Source organism: Bifidobacterium sp. SO4, from assembly GCF_018555355.1.
Classification (GTDB): domain Bacteria; phylum Actinomycetota; class Actinomycetes; order Actinomycetales; family Bifidobacteriaceae; genus Bifidobacterium; species Bifidobacterium miconisargentati.
This window is the reverse complement of the sequence record NZ_JAFEJP010000001.1, coordinates 43,142-67,785: the sequence shown is the minus strand read 5'-3', so window position 1 is coordinate 67,785 and position 24,644 is coordinate 43,142. Positions and strand designations below refer to the sequence as shown.

The following is a 24,644-nucleotide window of genomic DNA, read 5'->3' as shown; positions in this document are numbered from 1 at the left end:
AGAAGGCGTAGCCGACGTGGATACACTGCTCCCAAGGTGATGATTCTTCTGTGGACTTACCGGCATCCGCCGCGCGTGGCGCCCGGGTTTTACCGACTTCGGGAGGTCGTGACGTCGCTATCTTCGGCGGATTTCCATTTCCACACGAACTCGCAACAATATCATTTTTACAGCGTTGCACGTTTTCCCGCAAAACGGTTTGGCGTGACTAGATATGTGCCAAAACGGCACCCTGAAAACGTTGCGATGACGCCGATTCCAGCTGTCTGGACGACGGCTGCGGACAGTGATTCAGCTCACAGAAAAACCAAAATCATCGGAAATTGCCGTCGGAATCGCTCCCGGCCCGATACTCGCGTCGTTTCGATGGGCACCCAGCATGTCGACCGAGGCGAGGGAGACCATGCGTCCGACTTCTTTGGAGATGTCATCCATGGAACAGTCGAGGCTTCCGGCGAACCAGAGTTTGTAGAGATTGACGATGCCACCGGCGAAGTAGTTGACGCGCAGTACGTATGAACGGCGCTCGCGTATCGCGGCGGGAATCGCCGCGTCGCCGATCATGCGTTCGGCGAAGACCGTCTGAAGCTTGTCGAGGAACCCCGCGGCGCCGCTGGCTTGGATGAGGACTCGATAGTAGTCGCGTTCGGCTTCGAGTTGGTGACCTATCCGCGCGATCATCGGCGTGGGGTCCCTGAGGAACTCCGCGGATTGGATGTCGTCGAGCACTGTCATGAGTTTGGCGATCGTCTCGTCCTCGATCTCCTCGATCACGCCGTGCACGTCGGAATAGTGCGCGTAGAACGTGGAGCGGTTAATGTCCGCGAGTTTGACGATTGCGGTGACGGTGATTGTGTCGATGTCATGCGTGCGCAGCAGGTCGATGAACGCGCTGCGGATTGCACGGCGCGAACGCTTGGCGTTGCGGTATTCGGCCTTCTGTGCCATGGAATCTCCTTAAAGGTCCATCAATGCTGCCGATATTGTACAAAGTCCGACAGATGTCCGTTCTTTGGTGGTTGTGAGGGCGGCGCGTCGACCGTACGATGAACGGCGACAGGCAAAATCCGACACATGTTTGATATTGCGCGATGGTCGTATATCGCACAATACGGAAAGGAACGAACCATGATCGACGGAACTTACAACGTGATCGTCCGTACCCCGCTGGGAGCCAGGAAGGGTGTGGTCGATTTGAGCGACAAGGACGGCGTCCTGACCGCCACGGTCACCGTGAAGGGAAGGACCCAGAACGCCACCGGCACCGCGGATAGCGACGCCTTCGCTTTCTCTGGCAAGGCGAAGACCCCGGTGGGCATGCTCGACTACCGCATCAACGGTCATGTCGACGGCGACGACATCACCGCCGTGTGCTTGACGGCCAAGGGCGAATTCTCCATCAGCGGCAAGCGCGCCTGAAACCGTACGCGGTGCCGAGGCGTTCAACGCAACGGGACGGCATTGCAGCACGGACCGAACATCCATCCAACCCATCAACAGCGAAAGGACACCATCATGCTGGGCAACAACACACGCGACGACGACAAGCAGTTCTACTTCGTGGGGGCCGGACTCGGCTCCCTGACCGGCGCCGCCTACCTGCTGCGCGACTGCGGTTTCGAGGGCCGCAACATTCACATCATCGAGGCCCTGCCGGTCCCCGGAGGTTCGAACGACGGCGCCGGCGACGGCGACAAGGGCTGGGTGGCGCGCGGCGAGCGCATGTTCTGCAAGCTCACCTACGAGAACTTCTGGGACATCATGGGCTCCATCCCCTCCCTCGAGCACGAGGGAAACTCGGTGACCGACGACATGTTCGCCTTCGCCGAGACGCAGCCGGTCTACGCCCGCGCCCGCTTCGTGGGAGGGGACAAGGAGATCCTGCCGACCGACCACTACGGGCTCGACAAGGGCGAGCTGATGAAGCTCGGTACCCTGCTCAAGGCCGACGAATCCGATCTGGACGAACTGACCATCGAGGACTGGTTCGGCGAGCGCGGCTCCCATTTCTTCCACACGATCTTCTGGTACTGCTACGAGTGCACGTTCGCGTTCACCCCGTGGACCAGCGTCATGGAGTTCCGTCGCTACGTGATCCGTCTGCTGCCGCTCATCATGCGGCTGCCCACCGCCGAAGGCGTGGTTCTGACCCAACGCGACCAGTACGACGGCATCATCAAACCGCTCATGAAGGTGCTCGAGGGCGCGGGTGTCGAGTTCGTCTACGACACCAGCGTCACCGACATGGATTTCGCCGACACGGATGGCATCACCGTGACCGCACTGCACACCCTGCGCTCCGACGGTACGCGCGGAGTCATCGCGATCCGCCCGCAGGACGACGTGGTCGCCACCCTTGGCTGCATGACCGACAACGCCACGCTCGGCGACACCGACCGCGCCGCCGTGGTGGACGACTCCTACCCCCAGAGCGCGACGCTGTGGCGCAACATCGCCGCCAAGAAGGATGGGCTCGGGAACCCCGACGTGTTCTTCGGTCACCCGGACAAATCCAACTGGATGAGCTTCAACTGCACGTTCGCGGGCAACACGCTCATGGAATGGCTGGAGGGATGGACGCATAACAAGACCGGTCAGGGCCTGTCCACCACCTTCGTGGACTCGCCGTGGTTCATGGAGCTGAGGAACCCGACCCCACCGTACTGGAACAACCAGGACGAATCCCGCTCCTACCTGTGGATGTGCGCCTTCCACTGCGACGAACCCGGCAAGTACGTGAACAAGCCGATGTGGGAGTGCACCGGACGCGAAATCCTCGAGGAGCTCATCCAGTCACTGCCCATCCCCGACGATGTGCGCGGGCGGATCCGCGGTGAGGTGGTCAACGCGACCCCGGTCGCCATGCCGTACATCAACGCGCACTTCATGCCGCGTTCTGTGGGAGACCGACCGGACGTGGTGCCCGACGGCTCCACCAACCTCGGCTTCACCGGCCAGTACTGCGAGATTCCCGGCGACATCGTGTTCACTGAGGAGTACTCGGTGCGTGCCAGCCGCATGGCCGTCTACCGGCTGCTCGGCATGAGACGCGAGGTGGCCCCGATCAAGCCGCTCAACTACGACATCCGCGTGCTCGGCGCGGTCGCCCTGAACCTGCTCAAATAGGACGGGTGACCCGGGCGCGCGTGGAGACTCCCTGGGACCGGTGGGCGGCATGGGCGGTTTGCGGGGTGGTTCTCGTGCGCTCCTGCGCGCGCCCATGTATGCGCAAGCCGCCGCGATACCGCGTTCATCTATGGCACCATAACGACACCGGCGCCCGCTGGGACGGTATGAAAAAAGCCGGAATCCTTTGGAAATCAAGGGTTCCGGCGATGGCGGAGGATACGAGATTCGAACTCGTGAGGCTGTTACACCAACACGCTTTCCAAGCGTGCGCCATAGACCACTAGGCGAATCCTCCATGCTTTGCAGTGTTTGCTTGAAGCAAGCTCCGCAGGCAACTTGAATAAAATACCACAGGATTTGGAAAAGCGCACAGTCGGAGTGCCTTCGGCGTGTCGCGGTTGGGATGTGCGGTCAGACAACGCCGCCGCATGACCGATGCATGACGTTCCGCCGAATGTTCGTGAATACTGAATGCCCAACCGAATATGAACGGGCCGCGCTGCCGTCATGAATTTTCGGTACCTCGCCGCACGGAACGCGATAACGCGTTTTACGCTGTGAAGTCATGCGGAATGTAGTGGCGTTTGCGGCGGGCGCGGCGGAGGATACGAGATTCGAACTCGTGAGGCTGTTACACCAGGCCGCACTACCGGCACTCACCTGGCTCGCCGCACGCACTCCCTCCACGCTGACCGCGGCCGCAAAGTCCCGCTTCATCCCGTACCTCCTGACCGTCGCCATCTGCTGGCTGCCCTGGCTTATGCTCACCTGGCCCGGTTCCATGCGCGACGACACCGTGGCCCAATACCTCCAGGCCGCGGGAATCCACCATTACTACACCCAGCACCCGCTGTTCGACACCTTGACATTCGGTCTGTTCTGGCATCTCGGCGAGGCACTCGGCGGAGGCTCCCCGCTCGCGGGTCAGGCCATATACACCTCCGTGCAAGCCGCACTACTCGCGGCCGGTGCCGCCCTGTCCCTCTGCTATATCCGCAAACTCGGCGCCCCGCGATGGCTCATCGCCCTCTCCCTCACCTTCCTCGCCACCAGTTACGTGGTGGTCGGTTCCGTGACCACGATGGGCAAGGACTCCCTGCACACCGTCTTCTTCCTGCCCCTCGCGGTGATGTTCGCCGAAATCTGCCTCACTCGCGGCCGGGTGCTTGACCGCCGTCCGGTCGCCATCATGTTCGTGGCTCTGCTGTTCGCCGCCATCGTTTCCAAGCGCACGGCCCTCGTGATTGTGCTGTGCGCCGGCTGCGGGCTGCTGGCGGTATGCCGGAAAGGGAAACCGCGCCTCCGCGCGTTCGCGTGCCTTGCCGTCGCGATCCTGCTTGCCCAGGCCGTATGGTCACCGCTTGCCGCCGCAGCCACGCACGCGAACTCATCGCCCGGACGTGAGGTCTGGGGACTCGTCACCCAGCCGGTCGCCCAGGTCGCGCATGATCATCCCGACGACCCCAACGTCATCACCGCGGCACAGCTCGCCCGGCTGAACGCCGTCATGAACCTTGACCGGGCCGCGGCTGACATCAACCCGCGCCGTACCAACGAAACGTTTGCCACCCTGCGGGAGCATCCGCAGCCGACCGCGGCCCAAAAGCTCGCGGCCCTCCGCACGTGGGCGGAACTCGGCCTGTCACATCCGGCCGACTACGCCAAGGCCTACGCCGGCCCGATCCGCGCCTGGTGGGATCCCACGCTCAACTTCGCGTATCCCACCGACTCCGACTACCTGTTCACGCCCGGATACCTGAGACAGTGGGCGACGTTCCTGCCAGAAGGCGCGGCGAATGCAGAGGCGCGGGATAGGAGCCAGGTCAAGGCTGGAGTGACGGCCGGAACGTCCGAGGCAAAGTCCGATGCCGACGTCGATGCCGCCACTGAGACCAAGGTTGACGGCGATACTGCAGCCGCGAAGACGGCAGGCGTCACCGGAACCACGGGACAAGAGACCGCCGCATCTGACGAAGACGCCGACGTGCCCGCAGCTGAACGCATCGCCGCCGTCGACCGCGATCTCACACCGCTTATGGGCACGTCCCGCCGGCCGCAGTGGCAGCGCCGCATCCTCAAGTCGGTGCATCGCTGGGTGCGCAAGGACAATCCGTTGACCGCGATGGCCCTGTACGTCACTTGGATTCCGCTGGCTGTAGGCCTTGCGTTGCTGATGCGTGCCGTGGCGTGGCGTGCGAAGATGGCCCATCGCGACGATGGCGGGCGGACTGGAGGCCGGGGAGACGTACGGAACGACTGTCGAAACCAATGTGACGACAGACGTGGCAATCCCCGGACGAACATCGCAGCTGCCGCGGATCACATCGCTCGCCCTGCCGTCGACACTGCCGATTCTGTTGCCGTCAAACGCACGGCCAACCCAGCCGCCAATCCCATTGCCCCCGTGCTCGCCGCGTACGGGCTGCTGTTCTTCACCGTGCTTTCGCTGTACGCCTCACCGGAAGCGCTGTTCTGGTACCCGATCCCGGTGTACTTCACGCTGCCGCTGTTCGCGGCCCTGCCGTTCGTCACCGGTCGGACGGCTGATTTGGATCCGATGCCGGCTCCGACACGGGAGGCCCGCCCCTGACTCCACGAGGCTGCCCGCATCTGATGTGATGCCGTTGTCCGAATGATGGTCTCGTCGTGACCCGGAGCCCGCCTCGCTCGCCGTCAGTCCGTATGGTGAGACATTTTATCCTTCCAATTTCCGCGTATCGGAGCTTCCAATACCTCGACTAAACCCAAAAATCAAGACTGTTGCCGAAGAATTTTTTTCTCTATATTGCGTAGGTGGTTTGAAAGCTTTGAACCATGCCCATGAGAGAGGAATTCAGCATGCTTCGTCGCTCGCCGCTGCGTGCGCTCGCCGCGCTGGCGTTCGTGTTCGCCATGATCTTCGCCGTCGTGATACCGTCCGCGATGATTCCGCAGCAGGCTTTCGCCGATTCTTCCGACTCCTCCTCCGATTCCTCGAGCTCCAGCTCCAGCGTCACCGACTACGCCACCTGGACCGATGTGGCCAAGGCGATGGACAAGCAGCTCGCCCAGGGCCTCAAGACCTACAAGGATGGCAACACCGCCGGCTCCACCTCCGAGGTCATGTCCGCGTACAACACCATCTACGTGGCCTCCAACTTCACCGCCGTGGTGCGCGACACCATCGGTTCGGACAAGCAGCTCGCCCAGCAGCAGGCGTTCCAGTCTATCCAGGACCTCACCTATGTGCCCGGCAACGAGGACCAGATGAGCCAGCAGATCGACGCGCTCTCCGCCGACCTCGACGTCACCGCCCAGCAACTCGACGCCAACACGCAGCTCGCCAAGCCGAAGGCCTACGCCGAGGCCCTGCAGGCCCAGCTCGCCAAGGAGCGCAAGGAGCTCGACGCCAAGAAAAAGAAGAACCCCGGCAAGGGCAACCGCTCCTGGACCGACGTGGCCAACGAGATGACCCCGATTCTCGACAACGCCTACAAGGCCTATGCCAAGGGTGACGGCGCGAAGGGCGCCACGCTCGTCAACAACGCCTACTACCAGTACTACGAGAAGCTCGGCTTCGAGAAGAACGTGATGAACGCCATCAGCGGCAGCCGCGTCTCGCAGGTCGAATACCAGTTCAAGATGTGCCGCAAGTCCATGAACACCGGCGCCGACCTCAAGAGCACCAAGAAGCTCATCGACGACCTCAAGGCCATGCTCGTCAAGGACGCCGGCATCCTCGACGGCGGTGCGGCCGACAAGGAGGGCGGCTTCACCAAGCTCATCACCAGCGCGGTCGGCCAGGCGTTCCTCATCCTCATCCGTGAGGGTCTCGAGGCGCTGCTCGTGGTCGCCGCCGTGGTGGCCTACCTTGTCAAGTCCGGCAACAAGCGCTTCACCAAGTGGATCTACCTCGGCGTGCTCGCGGGCCTCGCGGGTGCTGGCCTGGTGGCCGTGATCTTCGTGCTCGCCTTCGGTGGTTCCGGCCCGATCCAGGAGATCATGGAGGGCGTCTGCGCGCTCGTGGCCATGGGCATGCTGCTGTGGACCAGCAACTGGATGCTCAACAAGTCCTCCGTCGAAGCGTGGAACCGGTACATTCGCACCAAGACCGAGGCGGCCGTCAAGTCCGTCTCCGCGCAGGTCGCGTCCGGCGAGCATGTGGCGTTCGGCACCGTGGTCTCGCTGGCCATGCTGAGCTTCCTCGCCGTGTTCCGTGAAGGTGCCGAAACCGTGATCTTCTACCAGTCGATCTACACGATGAGCCAGGACACCCACGGCATGTGGGTCGGCGGCATCGCCGCGGCCGTGGTGCTCGTGTTCATCTTCCTGATCATCCGATTCACGTCGGTGAAGATCCCGATTGGCCCGTTCTTCCTCGTCACGTCGATCCTGATGTCCGTGCTTGTGGTCGTCTTCGCCGGCGGCGGCGTGCACTCGCTCATCGAGGGCGACGCACTGCCCGCCAACTACATCCAGGGCCTGCCCACCAACGATTGGCTCGGCTTCTACCCGTACGTCGAGTGCATCGTGGCCCAGGTCATCGCGGCCATCGCCGTAATCGCCCTGTTCGTGGTCGGCTTCATCAAGCAGCGCAGGCTCAAGGCCCAGGCCGCTGCCGAAACCCACTGATTTTTGCCAATATTTCATCCAAATACCAAAGGAAGAGAAATGATGAAGAACAAGAAGATCGCAGCGCTGCTCGGCTTGCTGCTCGCTGGCTCCATGACCCTGTCCATGGCCGCCTGCGGTTCCACCAACAACGCTTCCGACACCAAGTCGGACACCTCCTCCTCCCAGTCGGACACCAAGTCCGATTCCTCCGACTCCAGCGACACCGCCTCCGATGCCGGCGCCGGCTTCGAGGAGGTCCCGGTGGGCCCGTCCGGCACCGCCGAGGAGCAGGATCAGGAGGCCGGCCCGCTGACCGTGGGCGCCGTCTACTTCCAGCCGATCGATATGGAGCCGTCCTCCATGGGCCTCAAGGCCGCCGACGCCTCCTTCCACCTCGAGGCTGACATCCACGGCAACGAGAAGGCCACCGAGCTGGGCTACGGCAAGGGCGACTTCATCCCTGACCTGACCGTGAACTACACCATCATCGACAAGTCCACCGGCAAGGAAGTCGAGGGCGGCACCGCCACCTCCGGTACCTTCATGCAGATGAACGCCTCCGACGGTCCGCACTACGGCGCCAACGTCAAGCTCGACAAGGCCGGCACCTACCAGCTCAAGCTCTCCATCGAGTCCCCGGCCAAGAAGGGCTGGATGCTCCACGTCGACCCGGAGACCGGCGTCAAGGGCCACTTCTGGACCGAGCCCATCGAGGTCACCTTCGACAACTGGGATTACACGCCGCGTCAATGGTGATTGAAACCATGTAGCGAATCTGCTCCCCTCAGCCTGAGGGGAGCTTTCGCTGTTTTGTGGGGTTAACTTATACGGTTCTAGGAAAGGGCGCGAATGCTCGAACAATTCGTAGCGGTGATGCCGGGGACGCTGGCCCCCGCACTGCTGGTCATGTGCCTGAGCGTGATGCTCACCGTGGGTGAGGGCCGCGACAAACCGCTCAGCGCCCACTGGCGGTTGTGGGGCCTTGTCATCGGCCTCGTCGCCGCGGTGGTGTTCGCCGCCCTGCGCGCCACTGCCGTCATCAACCAGCGCACGTTCGTCAACTACCCGGTGCTCGTGGTGGCCGTGATCGTGGACGTACTCGCCATCGTCGTGGTGCTGTGCGCGCACCGTATCACGCATGACTGGGCCAAGCACGCGCTCTGGATGCACGTGGCCAATGCGGTGGCCGCCGTGCAGATCGCCCTGACCGTCTTCTACGCCCTGCCGGACGTGATCCTGCAGCTGACCATCTGGGTGGAGCCGGGGGAGACCGCCTTCACCTCCGCCATGCTGTTGCGCGCCCTCGGCTTCGTGCTCGGCGCCGCCATGTCCATCGTGGTCGCCGCCATCTTCCGCACCATGCGCACCACGGCGGTGCGCTGGGCGTTCACCGTGTCCGTGGTCGCCGTCATGGCGATCCTGCTCGTCCAGCACTTCACCGGTCTGGCCCAGATCCTGCAGGCGCGCGGCTTCCCGATGAACCACATGATGTTCGTGGCCCTCGCCTGGTCCATCAACCACAACACCGCGATGATCATGGCGCAGGCCCTGGTGTTCGTGGTGCCCGCGGCGGCCTCGGTGGTGGCCGGCTTCCGCATGAAGACCCACAACGTGCCCGGCGCCAACGAGGCCACGCTGCGCCGTCACAAGGCGTTCCGCCGCCATGCCATCTCCGCGACTGTCTGGAGCCTGATCGCCATGATCGGCGTCACCGCCACGCTCACCGCGGGCGTGGCCGCCACCCACCAGACCATCACGCTGTCCGAGCCCGAGGCCTACTCGCTCCAGGACGGCGTGGCCACCATCCCGTTCAGCCAGGTCGAGGACGGCCATCTGCACCGTTTCGAGTACAAGGCCAAGGACGGCACCGTCATGCGCTTCATCATCATCAAGAAGAACGGAGGCGCGTACGGCATCGGCCTGGACGCCTGCGAGAACTGCGGCGACGCGGGCTACTACGAGAAGGACGGCAAGATCATCTGCAAGAAGTGCGAGGTCGCCATCAACCTGGCCACCATCGGCTTCAAGGGCGGATGCAACCCGATCCCGTTCCCGTACAAGACCGGCAACGGCAAGATCACCATCCAAACCGCCGATCTGGACGCCCTGAGCGCCCACTTCCAGTGAAATCGGGCAGGAGGCAAGAATCATGTTCTTTCTGCGAATGATCGCGCGGTCGTTCACGCGCCAGTTGCGCCGGCGCCTGCTCATCGCGCTGACCGTGTGCCTGTCCGCCACGGTGAGCGTCTCGATGCTCGGCGTTGTGTTCGACGTGGGCGACAAGCTCAACGCCGAACTGTCCACGTACGGTTCGAACATCGTCGTGCAGCCCAAGTCCGACGCCGTGGTCTCCGACCTGTATAACACCGGCGGATCCGACGAGGACACCTCGGGCGGCTCGGCATCCGCCAGCGACCCGACGTCCTTCCTCAAGGAGTCGGACGCCGCCAAGATCAAGACGATTTTCTGGGCGTTCAACATCACCAATTTCGCGCCCGAACTGAACCAGCACGTCACGGCCGTCAACACCAAGCCGGTGACCGAAGGCGATGGTTGGTCGGTAAGCCTCGCCGACTACCCCACGAAGAAGAACGTGCCGGTGGTCGGCACCTGGTTCAACAAAAACCTCAAACTGGCATCCGGCGAGACCACGGTGGTGGGCGTCGAAGGCATGCGCTCCTGGTGGAAGCTTGAGGGCCGCTGGCCCAAGGACGGCACCAAGGAAGCCGTCATCGGCAAGGACCTCGCCAAATCGCTCGGCGTCGACGCCGGTCAGGGCCATGAGGACGAGGCCGCCGTGCAGATCGGCGGCACCGTCTCGCTGATGCGCGGCAACAAGTCCATCGACTTCAAGATCGTCGGTGTCTACGATTCCGGCGACGACGACAACAGCGCCATGTACGTCTCCTCCGACCAGCTGCAGGATCTGGTGGGCCTGCCCGACTCGGTGAACAAGATCGAGGTCAAGGCCCTGACCACACCGGAGAACGATTTGGCCCGCAAGGCCGCCAAGAACCCGGCCGCGCTGAGTCAGGACGAATGGGAGGTTTGGTACTGCACCGCCTATCCAAGCTCCATCGCCTACCAGATCGAGGAGGTGATTCCGGGCGCGGTGGCCAAGCAGGTGCGTCAGGTGGCCGCGCTGCAGGGCAACGTGCTGCAGAAGACGCAGGCCGTGATGATCCTGATGACCGTGCTGAGCCTTATCGCGGCGGCCGTGGCCGTGGCGAACCTCATGGTCGCATCCATCGGCGAGAGGTCCTCGGAACTGGCGCTGCTCAAGGCCATCGGCGCCACGGACGGAGCGGTCTCCCGCCTGATGATGGCGGAGACGGCCGCGATTTCGCTGCTTGGTGCCCTCGTCGGCGCAGGCCTCGGCTCCGGCGTGGCCCAGCTGATAGGCCATGTGGTGTTCGGTTCGGGCATCACGATGCGCCCGATGGTGTTCGTGCTGGTGTTCGTGCTGCTCGCCATCACCGTGCTGCTGGCCTCCGCCTCGTCCATCCGCTCGATTCTGAGCCTCAAGCCCGCGGAGGTGCTCCATGGCCGCTGAGTTCGTCTATGAACGTGTGAAGGGAGACCGCCGATGACCAATACCGGCATGTTCTTCAGGATGCTGTTCAGCGCCGTGTTCCGCCGCCGTTCGCGTGCGGTCATGGCCGTGGTGGCCTCGCTGGTGGGTGCGGCCACGCTGTTCTGCCTGGCGATGATCTGCATCGCCGTGCCCCAGCAGATGAACGAGGAGATGCGCGCGTACGGCGCGAACCTTATCGTGACCCCCACTGAGGCCGGTGCCGACGGCAAGGCCGGCATCGACAAGGCGATGGTCGAGCACACCACCGAGATGGTGGCGGCCAAGGGCTCCGAGAAGCACGCCGCCTACCGGTACGAGAACGTGCGCGTCAACGCCGCGCCCTACGTGATGGCAGGCATCGACGTCTCCGAGGTGCGGAACCTCAACCATCACTGGGTGGTGGACGGTGCGTGGCCGTCCGAAGGCAAGGTGCTCATCGGCCGTGACGTGGCCGACGCCATGGGATTGCAGGTCGGCAGCGGCATCACCATCGGCTACCGTGCGTCCGACAACGCCTCTTCCTCCTCTTCCGGTTCCTCCGGTACTGACGCTTCCGGCACCGCCGGTTCTTCCGACTCCGAGGCGGGCTCGTCCGCTTCCGGTTCCGCCGACTCCACCGGCACTGCCGGTTCCGCCGATTCTTCCAACTCCTCGGATTCGTCCTCGTCCGGCGCCACCCAGTCCCAGACCCCCTCCGACCAGCCCACCCAGGACGGCCGCGTCTCCAGCGACATCATGGACACCTCCGGCACCGAATTCCGCGTGGCCGGCATCGTGGACACCGGTGGCAGCGAGGACTCCATCATCTACGCCACCAACGCCGACGTGGACAAGCTCACCGGCACCAGCCGCGGCGTGGACGTCATCGAGTACTCGGCCGGAGCCGAGGACCTCAACGCCCTCGTGCAGAGCATCAACGACATGACCTCGATGCACGTCAAGGCCCAGCAGGTCACCAAGATCACCTCCTCGGACACCCGCATCATCACCATGCTGCAGACTCTGTTCTGGATCGTCTCGCTGGTGGTGCTGGTCCTCACGCTCGTGGGCGTGGGCACCACGATCAGCTCGATCGTCTCCCAGCGCCGCAACGAGATCGGCCTGAGAAAGGCGCTCGGCGCAAGCTCCGCCGCCATCGGCACCGAGTTCTACGTGGAATCGGCCATGTACGGCCTGATCGGCGGCCTTCTCGGCACCGCCATCGGCTACGGACTGGCCCAATGGCTGTGCGTGGCCGTGTTCGAACGGTCCATCGGCTTCAACTGGTGGCTGGGCGCCGCATCCGTGGTTCTCGCCGCGCTGGTGGCCGTCATCGCCTCCATCCCGCCCGTGCACCGGGCCACGCGCATCGACCCCGCCGTCGTGCTGCGCGAGGAATAACGCTAACGTAAGGAAACATCATGGATATGCTGCTTGAACTCGACCATATCTCGAAGATCTACGGCGACCTGCATGCCGTGGACGACCTGAGCCTGACCGTGCCGCAGGGCGAATGGCTAGCCATCGTGGGTTCGTCCGGCTCCGGCAAGACCACGCTGATGAACATGATCGGCTGCATGGACACCCCGTCCAAGGGCTCGGTGAAGCTCGAAGGCCGCAAGCTGGAGGATCTCAACGCCGGCCAGCTGGCGGACGTGCGCAAGAACCTCATCGGCCTGGTGTTCCAGAAGTTCTACCTGGTGCCGCACCTGACGGCCGTGGAAAACGTGATGGTGGCGCAGTACTACCATTCGGTCGTGGATGAGAAGCAGGCGCTTGAGGCGCTGGAGAAGGTCGGCCTGAAGGACCGCGCCCACCACCTGCCCGGCCAGCTCTCGGGCGGCGAGCAGCAGCGTGTGTGCGTGGCCCGCGCGCTCATCAACGAGCCGAAGCTGATTCTGGCCGACGAGCCGACCGGTAATCTGGACGAGAAGAACGAGAAGATCGTGCTCGACCTGTTCCGCCAGCTGCACGAGCAGGGCACCACGATTATCGTGGTCACGCACGACGCCCTGGTGGCTTCATGCGCCGAGCGTGAGATCATGCTCAACCACGGTGTGCTCGTGGGTGAGAAGTGGAACGACGAGAAGGCTCGCAAGGCTTACGAGGCGGCCGGCGGCAAGCCGGCCTCCACCGGCGCTCAGGTCGAGGGCGCGCAGACCGGCGAGACCGCCATCGGATTCGCAGACCCCACCAAGGCAGCCAAAACCGGCGGTGAGGAGTGATTCCGTTGAGCCGATCGATAAGGTCGCTCTCCTTGGCTCCCCTTGTCAGGACATCGCCGTGGAATGGACAGCACGGTGTGCTGTCCATAGGCGATGTGCGAGACGACAGTCGAGCCGGCAAAACGTGAACGAAGTTCGTCCTTGATTGCAGGACAAGCTGTCGGCGAAGCCGACTGAGGGGTAGTCAATCGCGATGAGTCGATAAGGTGGGCATAATGACTGACATGCATGCACTGAAGAAATCCGCCACGCTGGCGGCCGCCGGTCTAGTGGTGGCCGGCGCGCTGCTCGCCGGATGCGGCGAGTCCAAGGCCACGCCGATGAACGACGACTATGCCGGCAACTCCGGCGAGACCGAGAAGTCACAGGAGGAGCAGTCGCAGTCGAGCGGCTCGGATTCCTCGGATTCCTCCGATTCCAGTTCGTCGTCCGATTCGTCCGACTCCTCCGACTCCGGCACCACGTCCGACAAGAAGGACACCGGCAACTACAAGGACGGCGACTACTCCATCAACGGCCAGTACGGTCCGGTGGGCGAGGATTCCATCGACGTCCATCTGACCATCAAGGACGGCAACGTCGAGAACGTGGAGATCGTGGGGCACCCGTTCACCACCATCTCCAAGAACCATCAGGACGCCTTCGCCAAAGCCATCAACGGCGTGGTGGACGGCAAGCCTCTGAAGGACCTCAAGGTGGACAAGGTGGCCGGTGCCAGCTGGACCTCGGACGCCTTCAACAAGGCCCTCGAAATCGCCCGCCAGGAGGCATCTATCCAGGAGTGACGTGGGCGCGTTTCGTGCCGTCGCTGCACGGACGCGCAACACATACTTGCCCATACGACACGGTCGGCGGTCGGTTCAGGCCTGCAACGCCGGCCAGAGCAGGTCGGTCAGGCGCTCCGGCCAATCCCCGTGCGACGACGTGGCCCGCGCCGCCCCCGTAGCCTGACCCTCAATCGCCTCATACGCCACCAGCGAGCCGATGATGGTGGACAGCAGCAGCCGCTCGTCAAGGCCGCGCCGAAAGACGCCCTGCGCAACGCCCCGCTCCAGGAACGCCTTGAGCGTGCCCAGCCAGGGCGTCACGACCTGAGTGACGATGTGCTGGAAGAACTCCGCTTCGCTGGACAGTACGATGCCCACGCTCTTGATGTCGATGTCGTTGGCATTCACCCAATCCACCAGCCGCTGCAGCAGTTGCATGAAATGCTCCCGCGTGGGGGATGGCGCTTCCGAGGTGTCCTCGTTGCTGACCAGATACCTGGCGCTGATTTCGCGCAGTAGCTCATTGGCGTTGTGATAGCGGCGGTAGATGGTGGTTTTGGCCACACCCGAACGCCGCGCCACCTCCTCGATGGTCACGCCGCTGATGCCACGCTCCACCGCGATCTGCAGCGTGGCCTTCATAAGCTTGCGGTCCGTGGCCTTGCGCGTGCGTTCGGCGCGCGGAGCCGCGGTCATCGCCATTGCCGTCATGATTCCTTCTTCTTGTTTCGTCTGGCCTGTATCCGGGATTGCTGGTACTACTCGGCTCCCCTTGTCAGGACATCGCCGTGATGCAAACAGCAGAGCTGTTTGTAGGCGATGTGCGAGACGACAGTCGAGCCAGTGGACTGCGAACGAAGTTCGTCCTTAATTGCAGGATGAGCTGTCGGCGAAGCCGACTGAGGGGTAGTGGTCCGAAGTGGAACCGCCGCCTAACTCAGCACCTTCGTGCTCTCCACCTTGGCCACATACCACTGGTTGAACCGCACCAGAGGCTTCCTCAGCAACAGACCGAGCAGCAGCAGCGGCGGCACGAACACCAGCAGCATGCCGGCGGCCTTCCAGTAATCCATGTCGTAGACGCCGGCGATGGCCGCACGCATCATCGTCACCGAATGGGTCAATGGCAGCGCGGGCGAGATCTTCGAGATGAAGTCGGGCAGCATCTGCACCGGATACGCGGCGTTGGCGCCAGTGATCTGCACGATGAGCATGAGTACGCCGATGGCCTTGCCCACGTTGCCGAAGCTCACCACCATCGTGTACATGAACAGCGAGAACACGAACACGGAAAGCCAGCCGGAAAGCATGAACAGCAGCGGATGCACGGCCTGCACGCGCAGGAACAGCAGATCGCCGCCCAGCGAGACCGTGGCCTGGATGAAGGCGATGAGCCCGAACACCCCGTAATGGCCCAGATACAGCTGGTGCGGCCTCGGATCGCCGAGTTCCTTGCGGATACGGCGGGACACGGTGGTCTTCAGCGTCACCACCAGCAGCAACGAACCCACCCACAGCGGAATCAGCGTGTAGAACGGAGCCATCGAGGAGCCGAAGTTGTCCACCGGGAACACGGCCTTGCGCTTGAGCTGCACCGGCGCGGCCAGCGTGGAGGCCAGCGTCTCCGGGTCGGAGCCGAGCACGTCCTTGACCATGCTCATGTCCCCGGTGTCCAGCGCCTCGCCGAGTTTGCCGGTGAACGAGGTCAGTTCCGTGGCCGCCGAACGCAGCTTGCCCGCGACCTTGCCCAGCGTGGCCCGCGCGTCCGTGAGCATCGTGCCCGCGTTCGAAGCCGAATCCTTGAGATCGCCCAGCGTGCCCTTGAGCGTGTCCGCATTGGTGCCGAGCAGCGTCGCCGCGTCGGACACCGTGGACGACAGCGATTCGATCTGCGGCTTGACGTTCTCGTCGAAGTCCGTCTTGACGCCGTTGATGCTGTCCTTGGCCTGGTTTGCCAGCGCCTTGACCTGCTCGCGCTGGTCCTGGGCGTGCTGGTTGCCGGCGCGGATGTCGCTCGCCGCGCCGCTCAGCGCGTTCTGCAGCTTGGTCTGCCGTGCGATGGACCGGTCCAGCATGCGCACGGTCAGCGCGTTGTCGCCCAGGATCGAAGCCAGGGTGTCGCGGATCGACTGGTAGTGCGCGATCTGCTCGCCCACGGCGGCGGCCTGGCTATCCAGTTCGGCGGCGGCCGTGGAGGAACCGGCGGCCGCGTCCTCGTACAGCGAGTCGATGGAATCGGAGACCGAACCAAAGCTGTCGGCGCTGGTCTTGAGCGCCTCGGTCATGGCGGATGTGGTGGTGCCCAACGCGCCCGCCACGTCCTCCACGCCGGACTTGGCGCCGGACAGGTCCTTCTTGGCCTGCTTGGCCGAATCCGAGGCCTGCGCGATGAGGTCGTTGGACGTGTCCATGAGCAGCTGGGCCGATTCGGTGAGCGAGGAATACGTGCCGAGCATGTCAGCCGTGTCGTTGAGACGGGCGGCGAAGTCGGCGATGTTCGTGTTGAAGTTGGCCAGCTTCTCCTTGGCTTCCGGCTGGTCGAGCTGGTCGGCGAGCGACGAGGCGATCTCCAGCGCCGAGGAGGTGATGGTCTTGGCGAACGTGGTGTTGATCTCCGCCGCCACCTCGTCCGCGCCCTCGTTGAGCAGGTTCGGGGCCAGCGCGTTCTTCTTCTCGTTGCGGTAATAAGTCAGCTGCGCGTTCTTGGCGTCGCTGGAGAAGAACGTCATCATGTCCTTGCTGAACGACTTCGGAATCACGATGGCCGCATAGTACTTGCCGGACTTCGCGCCGTCGATGGCATCCGCCTTCGTGGTGATGGTCCAGTCGAGCTGGCTGTTGGCGCGCAGGGCGTTGACCACCTGGTCGCCCACGGTCATCTTGATGGGGATGAGGTCGGACTTGTACCCCTCGTCCACGTTCGCCACCGCGAACTTGAGGTTCTTCATGTTCGAGAACGGATCCCAGCATGCGGCCACGTTGAACCAGGTGAACAGGCCGGGAATCATCACCAGACCGATCACGATGATGATGGAGACCACGTTGCTGGTCAGTCGCCTGACGTCGCCGATGAACAGCTTCCAGATGGTTTTCATCGTGCGTGCTTTCCTTCCTTCTCGTACAGCATCGAGCGGATCGATTCGTCGGAGAGATTGCCGAGTTCGGTCTGGCGGCGGATGGAGTCGCGCGTGAACTCCACCACCATCAGGAAGCCGATGATGATGACCACCCACGCGAGCCATGTGGCCATGACCACGATCTTTTCGCCGGTGGTCAGCGAGAAGATGATGATGAGGGCCGCCGGCACCACGAATCCGGCGATGAGCGCGCCCAGCAACAGCCTCGGGTAATGCCGCTGGAAGCTGGCCGCACGCCGTTCAATGGATCTGCGGTAGCCCTCATGGTTGGCCAATGCGGCGATGGCCTGCGTGATGCGGTATTCGTTGCCGGGCAGATGCACCTTTTCGCCGATGATCATGTCGCTTTCCTCGATCTCGCGCGCGAACAGGCGGTTGAGGTTCGCCATCTTCGGACGGGCCATGAGTCCCAGCAGGAAGGCGATCACGGCGAAGATCAGGAGTTTGCCGATGTAACGGAACCAGTTGCCGTCGTAGAACCCGGCGATGGCCTCGCGCATCGCGTCGATCGAGTACGTGAACGGCAGCAGCGGGTAGATCACACGGAAGAACCTGGGCATCATCTCGATGGGGTACAGGCCGGAGGCGCCCGGCACCTGCAGGATCACCAGGGCCACGCACAGGCCCTTGCCCACGTGCATGAACGTGGTGGCCATGGCGAAGATGAACGACATGTACACCAGCGAGGTGATCACGCAGGTCAGAATGAACACGGGGATGTTCACGCACTGCATGCCCAGCACCAGGTTGCCGATGGCCGTGACCAGTCCCTGCGTGGCCGCCAGAACGGACAGCAGCGCGAGGCGACCCAGATAGCCCTGCGTGGGCGTGAGATGCTCGATGCCCTCGCTGTCCGTCTCGATCTTGGGAATCACCACCAACACGAACGCGCCCACCCACAGCGCCAGCGCGGTGAACAGCGGCGCCATGCCGGAGCCGTACGAGGAGACCGGGTAGAGCGTCTTCTCGCTGATCACGGTGGGGGAAAGCATGAAGCTGGAAATCTTGGACGCATCCAGCTTGCCGTCCGTGTCCATCAGGGCGTTGAGGGTGCTGGAGATGGACAGGACCTTGATGTCCGTGGCGAGGGTGGAAAGCTTGTCCTGCACGCTCGCCAGCGCCGAGTCCGTGTCCTTCAGCGCGGTCTTGGTGGAGGAGACGGCCTTGTCCAGCTGGTCCAGCACCTTCTTCGACTGGTCGATGAGCTGGGTCTGCGAAGTGACGCCGTTCGCGAGGGTGCCTGCGGTGACGCCCAACGTGTTCAGGCCGTTGTTGAACTGCGGCAGTGAACCGGAGACCAGCGTCTTGCGTGCGTCGCCCACGGCGGTGATGGTGGTCTGCGTGGCGTTGTTGAGGTTGTCCGCCAGCCCCTGTGTGTGCGTGGCGGCGTTGCCGATGGTGGTGTTGAGGCTGCTCAGGTTGCCCAGCGTGCCGGCCAGCTGGCTGTTGCGGTGCTCCAGCTTGGCGATCGCCGACTTGAGCGGCTCCCTGTCCGCGTTCGGCAGCGCGTTGAGCTGCGTGATGATTTCGGCGTTCGCCTCGTTGATGTCCGTTGCGGTGTTGATGAGCCCGCCCACCTGCTGGTTGGCCGAATTGATGGCGCCGGTCACGGTGCCCACGCTCTGGTTGGCCTTGTTCACGGCCTGGCTGAGCAGGCTGGAGCCCTGATCGATGGTGCCGGAGGTGTCCACGATGAAGTCGGTGACGCTGTTCTGCGTGGTACCGATGAGCTTGGATGCTCCGGCAAGGCCCTGTGCGGCGTCAAGGCCGAGCTTGCGCGCGTCCTCGATGGCTTCGCGCGCGGTGCGGGTCTGTCCGGGCGCCTTGTCCAGTGCGGTGTTGAGCTTGGCGATGGTGTTTCGCGTGGTCTGCACGTCGCCGGAGGCCTCGTCGAGGGCCGTGAGCGCCTTGGACTTGGTCTGGTCGGTGCTGGCGATGGCCTTGTCGCCGGCCTTGTTGATGACGTCCGTGAGCACCTTGGAGACGGTGGAGACGAACGTGGAGTTGACCGTGCGGTCCAGCGTGGAGGCGCCCACGTCCGTGACCTTGGGGGCCACGGCGCTCGCCTTCTCGTTGACGTAGTACTCCAGGGTCGGCCGGTCGCTGCCGCCGGTCACCACGCCGGCGAGGTCGTCCGAGAAGCTTTTGGGGATGACGATGGCGGCGTAGGCGTTGCCGGATTCCACCATGTCCATCGCCTCGGCCTGATTCACGAAGGTCCAGCCGAGCTGGGTGTTCTCCTTCATCTGCGCCACGATCTGGTCGCCGAGGTTCTGCTTGCCGATGAGGGCGTTGTCCGTGCCGGCGTCGTTGTTGGCGATGGCCACCTTGATGCCGCCGGTGTTGCCGTACGGGTTCCAGAAGCCCACGATGTTGTACCAGGAGTACAGCGGCGGGATGAACACCATGCCGAACAGGATCACCCAGGCGGTCGGCACCTTGAGCAGGCGCAGGATGTCGCGCTTGAGGACCTTGAGAATGTTGCGCACTGCATACCCCCGGTCTTGTGATGCTACGTTTCCCGTAGCGATACGTAAACCGTAGCGCTACGCGGTAAGTAGCGTAATGCCATGCCGGGAGATTTCGGGATGCGCGCGGCCGGAAACGCAGACTGCCCAGCGGCAAATCGTGCGCCGCTGGGCAGTCTGTCTATTTTGGTGGTTGCTGTATCAGCTTTGGATGGTGCTCGCGTCCTCGGACGTGCCGCCCAACTGGCTGGAGGATTCGGAGGAGCCGTCCGTGGACTGGCCCGAAGCGGAACCGCTCTGGCCGTCAGTCGACTGGCCTCCCGGTGCGGACTGGCCGCCGGGCATGGACGGCACGGAACCGGACTGGCCCGACTGGCTGCTGCCGTCGGAGCTGGAGGAGCCGCTGGACGACTCGCTGTCCGTGGACTGTCCGCTGGAGGACTGTCCATCGGTGGTCTGGCCTCCCGGCAGGCTCTGGCCGCCCTGGCTGTTGCCGTTGCCGGACTGGCCGCCCATGCCGCCCTGGCCGCCGCCCATCTGCATCTGCTGGCTGGACGAGGACGAACCGTTGCCGGCGATCGCACCATACGCCATGCCGCCGCCGAGGCCGCCTACCAGACCGCAGACCAAGCTGATTCCCACGATCAAGGCGATGGCCTTGCCGGAGAACGTGCCGGCCGCAGCGGCCTCGCCGCTTGGGATCGCCGGGGCTACGGGAGCGTTGGCGGCGGCGGACTGCCAGTAGGCGTTGGCTTGGCCGGCCTGCTGCGTAGGCGCGCTGTACGCACCTGGCACGCCCTGCGCGGGCGCGGCGAACGGGGTGGACTGCTGTGCGGACTGCGTCTGCTGGCTGGATGCCGAGCCCGCATAATTGCCGGCATTGGACTGCTGCGGTGTGTAGGACAGCGGCAGGCTCTGGTCGGCCGCATTCGCTCCGGTTGCGCCGGTCGTGCCGGAGGACTTCGCCGTGATCGGCGTGGTGGAGCCGGTGACGGGCTCGCCGCCGTTGTTCTGCGGAATGATGTTCGTGGTGTCGTTGTTGCTCATGATTGGTCCTTTCCTATGAACCGCTGGTACGGGAGTGCTCGGTTCGGAGCATCGCGGATTGGTGGTTATCGGCTCCGTCAAACCAATGCAGGCGCGCCCTTATCCTTGGCTCCCCTTGTCAGGGGAGCTGTCGGCGAAGCCGACTGAGGGGTAGTCCAATCGGGTTCATGCCGACTTTGGATTAACGGAGTCTTATTGGTTTATTGGTTGTGGTTTGGAAACGTGGTGCGGGGCCGAAGGGGCGAGGGGATAGCGCGTCGGGTTCGCCCCGCATCACCCGACGCAAGTCTGATGTCGTCTCGTTCCTTGGCTCCCCGCTTTGGGAGAAGCCGTCTAGCAAAACGGGAAGCGAAGGAACGCCGTTTGTGGCGTCACATGCTCCAGCTGGTCGAGGTGCCGAACTGGTCGTCGAAGTCGGAACGGTCGATGAGATCCGTGTCGAGCTGCGTGTCCTCACCGGTGGCGGAATCCGGCAGCGTGGTGCCGTAATCGCCGGTGACGGTCACGGTCACCGAACCGGTGCCCTTGACCACGGTCTCGCCGTTCGCCACGATCGTCACGGTGTTGCCGTCCGAATCGACCACCTTGCCGCCGTCCGCCACGTTCAGGGCGGAGACGGTGGTGTCGCCGGTGACCGTCCAGGTGGAGGTGCCGTCCACGTTCACCGTGATCGGGGCGTCCGAGGTGGATCCGTTCGCGTTCTCGGTGATCGAAGCCGTGCCGGTCCAGGTCGAGCCCTCAAGCAGGTTCAGTGTGACCGAGGAGATGGTGTCCGCGCTCACCGTGCCCTTCAACGTCTGGTTGCGGCCGGTGAACACCACGGTCGCGCCGTTCGAACCGGCCTGGCCCCAATTGTTGGAGTCGTTGCCGGCCGCGGTGATGAGCGCCGCCTTGCTTGAATCGAAGTCGAGCGTGGTGTTGGACAGCACCACATCGGCCGTGGTGTTCGTGAAGTAGAACATCGAGCCGGACTGGATCGAGGACTTCAGTGTGGAATCCGCTGCTTGGAACGTGGCGTGCTCGCCCGTGGTGGACTCGGCGTCGCCCGAGGTGGACTGGTAGATGATCACACCGTTGGCGATCGGGTCGCTGGCTGTCTTGTCGGTGATGGTGCTGGTCAGCTTGGAATCCTTGATGAGGATGGTGTTCAGGCCCTCCATGCCGGCGATCTGCGAGCCGGTGGACGTGCCCGTGACTCCGGAGACCTGCACGTCGCCCGTGGAGTAGAGCAGCGGCGAGCCCGAGCCGGCGGTCGAAAGCGTGGAGTCGGTGGCGGAGATGGAGCCGCCGCCGCGGTCGGTGGCGATGGTGGCGCTGTGGTCGCCCTGTGTGGAGGCGGTGATGGCGCTCGCCAGAATCGTGCCGCCGTACGTGGCGTCCAGCGCTCGCGAATTGTCGGACGTGGTGGTGATCTTCACGTTGTTGGCCAGCACGGTGCCCGAATTCGTGGCGAAGATGCCGTTCGAGCCGGAGCTGGAGGCGTTGAGCGAGGAATCGGAGATGATGGTCTTGGAGTCCTCGCCCACGGTCAGGGAGATGGAGTTGGTGCCGTAGAAGTTGTTGTTGTCGGCGTTGTCCGAATCGCCGGACTTGTTCAGCGTGGCGTTCGTGAGGGTGAGGGTGCCGCCGTTTTCGGCCAGCGCCACGTTCTGGTCCGATTCGGTGGCCTCGGTGGTCTCGCCGTCGGAGCTGACCTTCTTGCCGTTCGCGGTGAGGGCACCGGAGTAGGTGCCGGTGTAGTCGAAGGTCATGGTGTCGGCGCCTCCGCCCATGCCGCCCTGCGCGTTGCCGTTCGCGGCGGAACTGCTGCTGGAGGAGCCGAGTCCCAGATTGGAGGCGATGGCGGTGCCGGCCATGCCGTATCCGAATCCAGTGATCAGGGAGATGGCGGCCGCTGCGGCCGCGGCCTTGCCAAGTGGAAGCTGTGCGGTGCGGCGGGCCTTGGACGAGCCGGGGCGGGAACCGCGGGACTGGTCGTTGGCGCCATGGGCGGACGTCCGCCGCTTGCCGGACGAATGCGTGCTGGTCATGATGATTCCTTTCACAGTGCATGACGGTTACTGCTGCCCGCGCTTGCGGTGGGCACCCGTCGTGCGTTGATGGTTTCAGTACACCGCTCCTGCCGCAAAGGTCCCTTGTATGGCCCGAAAGAGTCTCTGGAACTTCTGTCAAGGCCTTCTGGACAGTTTTGGGGAGTTTCCTGAAAGCCCCGGCGTGCTAGCGTGGGCAGTGACGATTCGTTTTCTTGGCTCCCCTCGTTGAGGGGAGCTGTCGAACGAAGTGAGACTGAGGGGAGCGACTTGCGCAAGTACTCCCCTCAGTCAGCTACGCTGACAGCTCCCCTCAGGGAGGGGAGCCAAGAGATCACTCGTACATCGCTCAGAGAAGAAGGATCCGCCAATGGCACAAACCCCAACCACCGAGTCCCCGGAGGAATCGGCCGTGGTCGCCGAACTGGCCGCCACTGAGCTGGACGGCGCCGACATGGACCTGGATGCCAAGCGACTGCCGATTCTGGCCCGCGTCTACGGCGTGCTGGTGCTGCTGGACGGACTGGCCACGCTGCCCATCCTGGTGCTGTCCTCCCTGTACGCCATCCGTGAGATCGCGGAGGGCCGCGTCCACGTGGACGCGCTGAGCCTGACCTTCATCCTGACCGCGGCGCATGCGGTGGTGCTCATCGTCAACGCCGTGTGCCTGACCATTTTCGGCATCCTGCTGGTGCGCAACCGCCGCCGGTACGCCGCACGTTGGGCGTACGTGCTCATGCCGCTCACCCTGGCGGACGGCATGCTGTCGTTGGCGCTCGAAGGCCTTGGCTGGAACCTTGTGCTGCCGGCCATCCAGATGGTCATCCTCATCGTGATCTCCGTCACGGCCGATCCGTCGCTGCGCGAAGAGCGTCGCTTGCAACGCGCGCTCAGGCGCATGGACGAACGTAGCGACTACGAATCCGCCGTGGCTGCAGGCATGCTTGGACGCGACCAGTCCGGCAAAGGCTACATCGCGCTGGACTTCTTCAACATCTTCTGGCTGTTCACCATCGCCTCCGTGGGCGGGCTCGTCATCGAGACGATCTACCATATGGCGCTCTATCACGGCGAGCTGCAGGACCGCGCGGGCCTGCTGTGGGGCCCGTTCTCGCCAATCTACGGCTGCGGGGCCGTGCTGGTGACCGTCTGCCTGAACCGGTTGTGGAAGGCGAACCCGTTCCTCATCTTCTGCGCGTCCGCGGTGATCGGCGGCGCGTTCGAATACTGCACGAGCTGGTTTATGGAGGTGGCGTTCGGCATCACCGCGTGGGACTACACCGGCCAGTGGCTGTCCATCGACGGCCGCACGTCCGGCAAGTACATGTTCTTCTGGGGCCTTATCGGTGTGGTGTGGGTCAGGTTCCTGCTGCCGCGCATGCTCGCGCTCATCAATCGGATTCCCTGGAAGGTGCGCTACTCACTGACTGCGGTGTGCGCGGTGCTCATGGTGATCGACATTGCCTTCACGCTGATGGCCCTTGATTGCTGGTACGGGCGCATGGCCGGGCAGGTGCAGGATTCGCCGGTCGCCATGTGGTTCGGCGAGCATTTCGGCGACTCCTACATGGCCGACCGATTCCAGACCATGCACATCGACCCCTCCAAGGCCGGTCGCATGTGATTCCGCTACGCGGGCAGCGTAAGACGACCCGTGCGCGGGGTTATGCCGAACGATAGACTTGCAGTTGTTTG

General features: G+C 63.7%; 17 protein-coding genes and 1 tRNA gene. 11 read left to right on the top strand and 7 right to left on the bottom strand.

The genetic code is table 11. The features are described 5' to 3' along the window. Window positions 1-291: 291 nt before the first annotated feature. A complete protein-coding gene (locus tag JS536_RS00305; RefSeq protein WP_214355352.1) occupies window positions 292-948 on the bottom strand; it encodes a TetR-like C-terminal domain-containing protein in 657 nt (218 codons plus the stop codon). A gap of 180 nt (window positions 949-1,128) precedes the next feature. Here JS536_RS00305 and JS536_RS00300 point away from each other — a divergent pair, with 180 nt between their 5' ends. Both JS536_RS00300 and JS536_RS00295 read left to right on the top strand, forming a co-directional pair. After that, a complete protein-coding gene (locus tag JS536_RS00300) occupies window positions 1,129-1,419 on the top strand; it encodes a hypothetical protein (RefSeq protein ID WP_214355351.1) in 291 nt (96 codons plus the stop codon). Window positions 1,420-1,515: 96 nt separating this feature from the next. Beyond that, on the top strand, window positions 1,516-3,126 hold the full coding sequence (locus JS536_RS00295; protein WP_214355350.1) for an oleate hydratase: 1,611 nt from the start codon (window positions 1,516-1,518) through the stop codon (window positions 3,124-3,126). 210 nt (window positions 3,127-3,336) lie between these two features. On the opposite strand, the gene JS536_RS00290 is transcribed toward JS536_RS00295, so the two are convergent. Next, window positions 3,337-3,424: transfer RNA gene (locus JS536_RS00290), tRNA-Ser, on the bottom strand. A gap of 270 nt (window positions 3,425-3,694) precedes the next feature. Here JS536_RS00290 and JS536_RS11710 point away from each other — a divergent pair. The 8 genes from JS536_RS11710 to JS536_RS00250 all read left to right on the top strand — a co-directional run bounded on the left by JS536_RS11710 (window position 3,695) and on the right by JS536_RS00250 (window position 14,285). After that, window positions 3,695-5,719 carry a DUF6020 family protein gene (locus JS536_RS11710; RefSeq protein WP_240544173.1) on the top strand — a complete coding sequence of 675 codons (2,025 nt, stop codon included), beginning with the start codon at window positions 3,695-3,697 and terminating at the stop codon, window positions 5,717-5,719. Between the two features lie 224 nt (window positions 5,720-5,943). Then, on the top strand, window positions 5,944-7,740 hold the full coding sequence (locus JS536_RS00280) for an FTR1 family protein (RefSeq protein ID WP_240544172.1): 1,797 nt from the start codon (window positions 5,944-5,946) through the stop codon (window positions 7,738-7,740). 39 nt (window positions 7,741-7,779) lie between these two features. After that, window positions 7,780-8,478, top strand: coding sequence for an iron transporter (locus JS536_RS00275; RefSeq protein ID WP_214304300.1), 699 nt, complete (start codon window positions 7,780-7,782; stop codon window positions 8,476-8,478). Between the two features lie 93 nt (window positions 8,479-8,571). Next, window positions 8,572-9,849 (top strand): DUF2318 domain-containing protein, encoded by a 1,278-nt coding sequence (locus JS536_RS00270; protein ID WP_214355348.1) that lies wholly within the window; start codon window positions 8,572-8,574, stop codon window positions 9,847-9,849. A 22-nt stretch (window positions 9,850-9,871) separates the two neighbouring features. After that, window positions 9,872-11,275 (top strand): FtsX-like permease family protein, encoded by a 1,404-nt coding sequence (locus JS536_RS00265; RefSeq protein WP_214355347.1) that lies wholly within the window; start codon window positions 9,872-9,874, stop codon window positions 11,273-11,275. A 33-nt stretch (window positions 11,276-11,308) separates the two neighbouring features. Further along, window positions 11,309-12,676 carry an FtsX-like permease family protein gene (locus JS536_RS00260; RefSeq protein WP_214355346.1) on the top strand — a complete coding sequence of 456 codons (1,368 nt, stop codon included), beginning with the start codon at window positions 11,309-11,311 and terminating at the stop codon, window positions 12,674-12,676. Between the two features lie 26 nt (window positions 12,677-12,702). Beyond that, window positions 12,703-13,500, top strand: coding sequence for an ABC transporter ATP-binding protein (locus JS536_RS00255; RefSeq protein WP_214355493.1), 798 nt, complete (start codon window positions 12,703-12,705; stop codon window positions 13,498-13,500). A 215-nt stretch (window positions 13,501-13,715) separates the two neighbouring features. Beyond that, window positions 13,716-14,285, top strand: coding sequence for an FMN-binding protein (locus JS536_RS00250; protein ID WP_214355345.1), 570 nt, complete (start codon window positions 13,716-13,718; stop codon window positions 14,283-14,285). 75 nt (window positions 14,286-14,360) lie between these two features. On the opposite strand, the gene JS536_RS00245 is transcribed toward JS536_RS00250, so the two are convergent. From JS536_RS00245 to JS536_RS00225, 5 genes are all read right to left on the bottom strand, one after another. Next, complete coding sequence (locus JS536_RS00245) at window positions 14,361-14,909, bottom strand: TetR/AcrR family transcriptional regulator (RefSeq protein WP_170114994.1); 549 nt, start codon at window positions 14,907-14,909, stop codon at window positions 14,361-14,363. 290 nt (window positions 14,910-15,199) lie between these two features. Continuing rightward, window positions 15,200-17,362, bottom strand: a complete 2,163-nt coding sequence (locus JS536_RS00240) for a YhgE/Pip domain-containing protein (RefSeq protein WP_214355344.1) — start codon at window positions 17,360-17,362, stop codon at window positions 15,200-15,202. After that, complete coding sequence (locus JS536_RS00235; RefSeq protein ID WP_214355343.1) at window positions 17,359-19,893, bottom strand: YhgE/Pip family protein; 2,535 nt, start codon at window positions 19,891-19,893, stop codon at window positions 17,359-17,361. Before JS536_RS00235 ends, JS536_RS00240 begins: the two co-directional genes overlap by 4 nt. Window positions 19,894-20,073: 180 nt before the next feature. Further along, window positions 20,074-20,919, bottom strand: a complete 846-nt coding sequence (locus JS536_RS00230; RefSeq protein ID WP_214355342.1) for a hypothetical protein — start codon at window positions 20,917-20,919, stop codon at window positions 20,074-20,076. Window positions 20,920-21,290: 371 nt separating this feature from the next. Beyond that, on the bottom strand, window positions 21,291-22,949 hold the full coding sequence (locus JS536_RS00225) for an adhesin (protein WP_240544171.1): 1,659 nt from the start codon (window positions 22,947-22,949) through the stop codon (window positions 21,291-21,293). A 370-nt stretch (window positions 22,950-23,319) separates the two neighbouring features. Here JS536_RS00225 and JS536_RS00220 point away from each other — a divergent pair, with 370 nt between their 5' ends. Next, complete coding sequence (locus JS536_RS00220; RefSeq protein ID WP_214355341.1) at window positions 23,320-24,573, top strand: putative ABC transporter permease; 1,254 nt, start codon at window positions 23,320-23,322, stop codon at window positions 24,571-24,573. The last annotated feature ends 71 nt before the right edge of the window (window positions 24,574-24,644 follow it).